At 60.1% G+C, this 6,138-nt stretch carries 10 protein-coding genes; 1 reads left to right on the forward strand and 9 read right to left on the reverse strand.

Features of this window, described 5'->3' with window-relative positions; translation table 11 throughout:
- The 9 genes from AC630_RS46405 to AC630_RS35280 form a co-directional block, all read right to left on the reverse strand.
- The coding region (locus AC630_RS46405) for a hypothetical protein (protein WP_208867089.1) at positions 1-181 on the reverse strand (181 nt) is incomplete at its 3' end.
- Between the two features lie 294 nt (positions 182-475).
- Positions 476-775, reverse strand: coding sequence for a hypothetical protein (locus AC630_RS35240; RefSeq protein WP_074123020.1), 300 nt, complete (start codon positions 773-775; stop codon positions 476-478).
- 389 nt (positions 776-1,164) lie between these two features.
- A complete protein-coding gene (locus AC630_RS35245) occupies positions 1,165-1,689 on the reverse strand; it encodes a hypothetical protein (protein WP_245330613.1) in 525 nt (174 codons plus the stop codon).
- A 74-nt stretch (positions 1,690-1,763) separates the two neighbouring features.
- On the reverse strand, positions 1,764-2,096 hold the full coding sequence (locus AC630_RS35250; protein WP_074123014.1) for a DUF6364 family protein: 333 nt from the start codon (positions 2,094-2,096) through the stop codon (positions 1,764-1,766).
- Between the two features lie 393 nt (positions 2,097-2,489).
- A complete protein-coding gene (locus AC630_RS47440) occupies positions 2,490-3,314 on the reverse strand; it encodes a type II toxin-antitoxin system HipA family toxin (protein WP_074123015.1) in 825 nt (274 codons plus the stop codon).
- Entirely contained in the window at positions 3,314-3,823 is a 510-nt protein-coding gene (locus AC630_RS47445) for a HipA N-terminal domain-containing protein (protein WP_245330614.1), read from the reverse strand. Before AC630_RS47445 ends, AC630_RS47440 begins: the two co-directional genes overlap by 1 nt.
- Entirely contained in the window at positions 3,813-4,154 is a 342-nt protein-coding gene (locus tag AC630_RS35265; RefSeq protein WP_074123017.1) for a helix-turn-helix transcriptional regulator, read from the reverse strand. Before AC630_RS35265 ends, AC630_RS47445 begins: the two co-directional genes overlap by 11 nt.
- 386 nt (positions 4,155-4,540) lie before the next feature.
- On the reverse strand, positions 4,541-5,233 hold the full coding sequence (locus AC630_RS35275; RefSeq protein WP_074123018.1) for an RES family NAD+ phosphorylase: 693 nt from the start codon (positions 5,231-5,233) through the stop codon (positions 4,541-4,543).
- Positions 5,233-5,640 (reverse strand): MbcA/ParS/Xre antitoxin family protein, encoded by a 408-nt coding sequence (locus AC630_RS35280; protein WP_074123019.1) that lies wholly within the window; start codon positions 5,638-5,640, stop codon positions 5,233-5,235. The genes AC630_RS35275 and AC630_RS35280 overlap by 1 nt, the downstream gene beginning before the upstream one ends.
- Positions 5,641-5,952: 312 nt before the next feature.
- Between AC630_RS35280 and AC630_RS35285 the strand changes: the two genes are divergently transcribed.
- Positions 5,953-6,138, forward strand: a 186-nt coding sequence (locus AC630_RS35285) for a hypothetical protein (RefSeq protein WP_143198557.1), incomplete at its 3' end; no start/stop codon positions are given.

The following is a 6,138-nucleotide window of genomic DNA, read 5'->3' on the forward strand; positions in this document are numbered from 1 at the left end:
CGTTTTCGAGTTGGATTGCGATCTCATCCAGCGTCCGGACGAGCTCGTGCGCTCTCTCCACTTCTCTGAGCTGCATTCGAATCAGCTCGTTGATGTAGGTCCCAACCTCTTTGCCTTCGTGCTCGGCGGCTGCCTCGGCACGCGCGTACAAGTCAGGGTCAATCTGAATGGGCATGGGCATAGCTGCATCCTCACCCTACCGCACGGGACCCGAGGCTAGATCATGCTTGTCGTTGTACCGCGGCGGCACCACTCAAAAAATACAGACGCCCTGACGCGGATCCTGTCCGGATGCGTCGCGATTAGGTGTGTCCGCATCCAGGGATCGACGGAGAAATGATCGGATGTACGTCAAGCTTATTGCCGAAGAATTTCCGGTCAGCGTATTGAAGCGCTTCATTGTAGCCTTCGATTAGATCCTTAGTTCTGCCGTGGACCTCGTTCAGGATTTCGGCCTTGCCGTCATGATTTCCGGTCACAGGACTATTCCCGTTCGGACAGCCAAATCGTCGATGCCTCGTGGATTGTAGCCCGGGCGACGTACGATCACGTCGATCTTTTGATCTCCGATCCGATCCTTAAGCTCGTCGGTAAATTCCAATTCGTTGGCCAACGTGGCGAGCTCATCTCTTTCCGCCAGAATGTGGAGGTCGATGTCTCCTCCGATCCTGTTATCATCGATCATCGATCCGAAGAGGCGAACGATCGCGTGCTGGCCGAAGCGGTGCTTCGCCAGAGCTACGATCTCGGCATGTTCAGCGTCTGTGAGCCTCATGGTCTTAGCGATTCTGAGCCGGATGCGCCTTGTCTCTGATAATATAAGCGTCTGACCAGCAACAAGAAAGGGCATCCAGTTCGACGTCGGGATCTCCTTTTACAGCCCTGTTAACCATGACGGAGATGGAGCCCCACTCGGCATGCCGGATTCTGCCGCTCTGGCTATTCCAGTGACTTGCAGGGACGATAGGGGGCGTACTTTGCCCCACGCTGCAGCAGCGTAGGCACTTTCGCGCGGTGGAGAAAAGCTCGAGGAGTCCAGGGCATCGGAAGTGTCGCCGGGCCTTCCTCAGACCGGAGAGACGGTTACCGCGCGCTATCGGCATCCGCCGCGTCCTCCAACGATTGAGATTGATCGGCGGCATAGTGCTCGGTTTCGGAAACGTCTTACCGATTGCCTGGCACCCAGGAGCTTCCAATCGCCGCAGGTTCGTCGACGCCGTTTGGTAGATCGGTCAACGCGCGCGCGTTGGCGGGACGTCTGTCAGGTTTTGATGGATGCGTCATCTCGTGAATGATTTTGTCGGCGGAATCGATGATGCCGACCCGTTCAAGCCCCCTAAGCATTCCGACCGTCGAAAGCAGATGAAGATTTGGCGGCTTGTTGAAGACGCGAACACCCGCATCTTCAAACAGAATGGCAACCGGCTCGCCCGTCGCCACGTATTTGGACATACCGTCGTCCGAGGTCATGAAATCGACGATGGCGAGTTCGCCGGCGTTTTTCTTCGGTCTTCCGCCGGCTTTCCGCTTTGCGCGCGCTTCAGATCCAATGTCGGTGTTCTCGATGACGAACGGCGGCTGGTGGCCGTCGATGAAGGCCTTGACGTCCTTGTCCTTCGGATAGGACGTATCGCTCGTCAGTTCGTCGTAGACTGCGTCCACCACAACCAACCGCATGTCGAGCGCCAACAATAGGTCCAGGCGATCTGCGACCCACAGACTGTTGAATGGCCCGGCATCCGGAATGATAACGGTGCAACGCTTCACGATTGCCTCCAAAGCTTAGTGAAGGTCGTCGCCTGGTTCTCGATTTCGTGTGGCGGTGCCGACGGCATCGGCAAATCCGCATCCCCCAGCGCAACAAGAAGCTCCGCATAATCGCGCATCCCTAGCATCCGAATGGCCTCGCTTCTCGACAGCTGTCCCTGCGAGTAAGCGAGAAGCGGATCGTCCGCGATTGGGTTCTCGCCCGACGACGTGACTGCCTCGAGATGTGAGCGGATGATCGCGGTCATGGTGGTGCCGTGCTCGGCGGCATAGGCCTTGGCCCGCGACACCAGCTTATCGGGCAAATTCAAAGTAGTGTTTCGCTGCATGTCACACCCTGTTCCACATATATATGTGAACACTTGAAAATATCTAGATTCTTCAACGATTTCAATTACTATTTCAGAGCATGCCCTCCAAAGGCTACCGGGAGGGCTTGAAGAGAACGCCCGTTTTGCGGGCCGACGCCATTCAGAATTATGAGCGCCTCCCGCACAATCAGAGGGAGTCCCTGTCGGGCGAACTGAGCGGAATATGGAATCCGCATTCCGGACGACGGAAACGCGTATCGCGTCTATTACTTGGCAGAGTTCAAGGCGGCCATCTACATGCTCGACGGTGACGCACTGTAGGTTACAGCGTGCAGCTACGAGCAGCCTAGCGGCCGGCCTTGCGCTGCGGCACCGGTCTGCTTGCGCGTTGTTGCCGCAGAGCGTCCTCGGTCACCGCCGTCGTGCCGACGGCAGTTCTTCGGCATCGACGGTATGGATGTCGGGATTGCCCAGGTCGTAGGCGAACCCTTCGTAGACGAAGGCGCTCCGGATCAGTTCGCAATCGCGCTCGCTCACGCCGGCCTGTCTGCAGGTAGCGTGCCAGGAGTCCGAAACGATCTCGGTCATCCCGTCGACGATGGAGGCGGCCTCCTGGAGGGAAAGTAGGAATCTGCCGCTCTGCGACAGGAGGTTGGCGCGGTTGGCGTAGCGGCCGAAAGCGCCAACGGTCATCGCCAGGTCTCGCCGTTCGACGGCGATCATCGGGTTTGGCGTGAGGTCGTAAGCTGGCGACAGCGACCACGCTTGGTCCTTGGCGACGACGGCGTGATTTCGCGGATGATCGTCGGTGTTCGAGACGAGCGAGTTGAAGCACATCCGGCGGAAGAGTTCGGGAAGCTCCTTCGCTTGCGTGCCGGACGCCGTGCGGCGCAGTTCGTCGGCGAGCAGGAGATAGGACCATTTCTGCCTCGTGTCGGGGCCGTCGTCCGCGTTCAGCAGCGTGAGCGCGCTGACCATCCGGCTGCGAAGATATCCGGCATCGATCTTGTGACGGTCGAAGCGCTTGACCAGCAGAACATCCTTTTCGCCGACGGTGGTCATGCGACTGTCGACGCACGACAGTCCGCATTTCCGGGCCAGCAGCAGCATCGCATGCTCCACGCGCGTGTTGTTCCACTTGTCGTCGCGGTGCGGGAACTTGGCGAGCCAAAGCGCGTCCGCGTCTTCGACCGTGGCTTTCGGCCGGGCGCCGCCCATCGACGTGCCAGCGCGCATCAGGCTTCGGCCTGTTCGGCGTCGGGGCCCTTCGGCGCCGGCGCGTCCGGATCCTTCTCGGCGGCAACGATCTCGTCGGCCAGCGCCATCAGCCGGCCGAGGTCGAGGGTGCGGTTGAATTTCCGGACCGGCGCCGGAGGTTCGACGTTCAGTCCGAAGGCGAGCGCGCCGGCACGGTCGTCCGGCGAGTTGAGCAGGTACTGGATCTCCGTCGGCTCCCGTTCGCCGAGCCTCGCTTCGATCAGTCTGCGTCCCCAGGCGTCCGGAGAGCTGTCGCGCAACGCGCCGAAGTTGCCGCGCAACTTAGTTGTCCGGAACGACGGCACCCGCAGCTTAAGTTCAACGGGATCGAATTCGACGCGGTCCTTGCGCTCCAGATACGAGCGTCCGTAAACGAACTGCCCGACCGCGACACCCTGCCGGGTGGTATCGAGCTGGTAGCGTCCGGCGGTCACCGGCGTGGTCTGGCCTGGCAATGTGATATAGACGAAGCACTCCTCAGAAGGCATTGCTCGGTCCTCCGCCGGAACGCGCGCGCTCGCGCTCGTCCAGTCCGCTCAATGCGAGGCCGACCTCGTCGGCGCGCGGATCAGCTACCTGTTCGATGGCGTCGAGCAGGTCCATGGACCACAGCATGCCGACGTAGACGCCGACGCCGGTGCTGAGTTTGCCGCTCTCGGCGTCGGCGATCACATGGCGGTCCACGCCCAATTTCGATGCGAGGTCTGTATGAGTCAGGTTGCGACGGAGCCTGGCGGTTTTCAGGTTCGCGCCCAATCGCTTGAGGGCGTCCTCAACCGCTCGAGGCGGCGAGGTCGTGAACTGGCTGCGCGGCGGCATGGTAGTTCAAACCTCCATTAACGGAAATTACGGCGCTTCAAGATGCCACGACTGTAGCCAAGAAGCTGGACGATGTCAATCTGCGGCAGTTTATGATGCCAATAATTTGTATAATGGCGCCTTAAGGTGCCAAGCTTTCACCGAGCCGGCGAAATCATGGGGCTGCCGCAGTCCAAAGTCTCGGAGCTCTGCAACGGGCGCACGGAGACCTACAGCGTCGAACGCCTCCACCGGTTTCTCACGCAACTGGATGTCGGGGTCCATCGAGGTCGTAGAGGCTCCTAGCCCGCACCGCCGCGATGCAGTTCACGGCATGCAAAAATGTTCAGGAGAACCCCGGGGGACGCACGGCGGCCTCGGGGTCCGGCTCCTCTTCGCCGCGGGCGCTAAAGCGCAAAGATGGCTCCTGTCCGGCTATTGCGTACTTTGTCGACGCGGCTGCCGTCCCAATGGTATTCGTAGTGATCGCCCTGGACCGGGATAGGGATGAGGTCGGGCCAGAAGATCGCAACGCATTCGCCATCTGAGCAGCGGACGCTTCGGTAGAGAATGCCGTTCGATCCGGTTGATCGGAGTTGTCTCGCGAAGGCTTGAGGTGTCGCGTAGTCGGATGCTTCGTGCAATTCGCCTCGACCACGGAGATCATGGAGATCGAGGTCGACGCGATTGATGAGAACGCGAAACTGAGAGGTCCAGCCTGGCTCTTCCTTGCTGTTCGCCATCGCTCGATCATGATGGTGCGCGGTTTCGCGAATGGCGACTTCCTCGCGATCGCCGGCGGAATAGACGCCGTAGGTCCCGTCGGTGAAGCGGCCCGGCCTTTCTGTGCTGATGTGGACGAAGGGCGCCATGAGATAGCTGGCACCCTGGCCGACGACGCGTCGGGCCGGGGGAACGAGTTCGAGCCTGCCGATCTGTTCCCAAATCCGCGGGTTTGTCTTAGACTCGATTGAGGCCAGTGCTTCCCAGTCGCTCGGATCCGCGATGTCCTCAAAGAGGTCGATCGGTGAGAAGATCGAACGGATGATCCGGAAAGCTGTAGGCCAATGAACGCGAACGACGGACGGACTATCGCTCACTAACCGCCGCGCTCCGCATCAAGATAGGATCGGACGCGAGCGAGCGAGAAGATGTCGCCCTGGGCCATGACCTCTGTGGGGGTGCGTCCACCGAAGGCATCGTTCGGCTTGCCGACCCAGGCGTAACCCCGCTCGGGCTCTGTGAAGAGGTACCGTAGACCCTTGTGGATCCCCATGAGCAGGGAGAGCCGGGTTGCGAGATCGCGATCGATCCGGCCGAAATCACGTGTTTTCCAGCGCGCATAGGTCCGGGCGGGTAGGCCACCCAGGATTTCTCGTGCGACGGCGTCGGTCAGGCCCCATTTTTCGAAGAGATTGAGCACTGCGCGAGCCGCCGCTTCCGCCTCCTGGGGCGTGATTTGGGGAATCGACGGGTTGGCGAGGGTTCTAGGAAGTTCGACCAGCATGGCGTGACCTCATATTGGCGCAATATATGGCATATTATGCCAAATGGCAAGCCCTTGAAGCGCTTAGGTCCGCCTATTGGAGAAACTCGCACGCTGCTGCTGCGACGACCTAATAATGCGTTAGGGGGCGCTGCAGGGCGACTATCCGCGTGGAGACCGACCGGGACTGAAGGTCTTCATGGCCAAGCCCGAGTATCTGTGCCATGAAACTGAAGGCGCTGACACGGGCCAGCTTCGAGGACAGGGATTTCAATGATTTGGTGAACAAGTCCATGAGTTGCTCGTCGAAGCGATCAGAAGGAGACGACCACGATGAGCCGCCCGCAATCCTTGCAGGAGGTCGCCGACGATGCGGTCTCCGGACGCAAGTCGTTCGGGCATGCTCTCGACGAATTTCTGGACGCGTTCTATCTCGACCACCCGAACAAGCCGCAGCAGCAACGGCGGCTCGATGAAGCGCCGAATTTCACAGGCAACCCTCTTCAGGATGCGTGGCTG

The organism is Bradyrhizobium sp. AS23.2 (assembly GCF_001908185.1).
GTDB lineage: Bacteria > Pseudomonadota > Alphaproteobacteria > Rhizobiales > Xanthobacteraceae > Bradyrhizobium.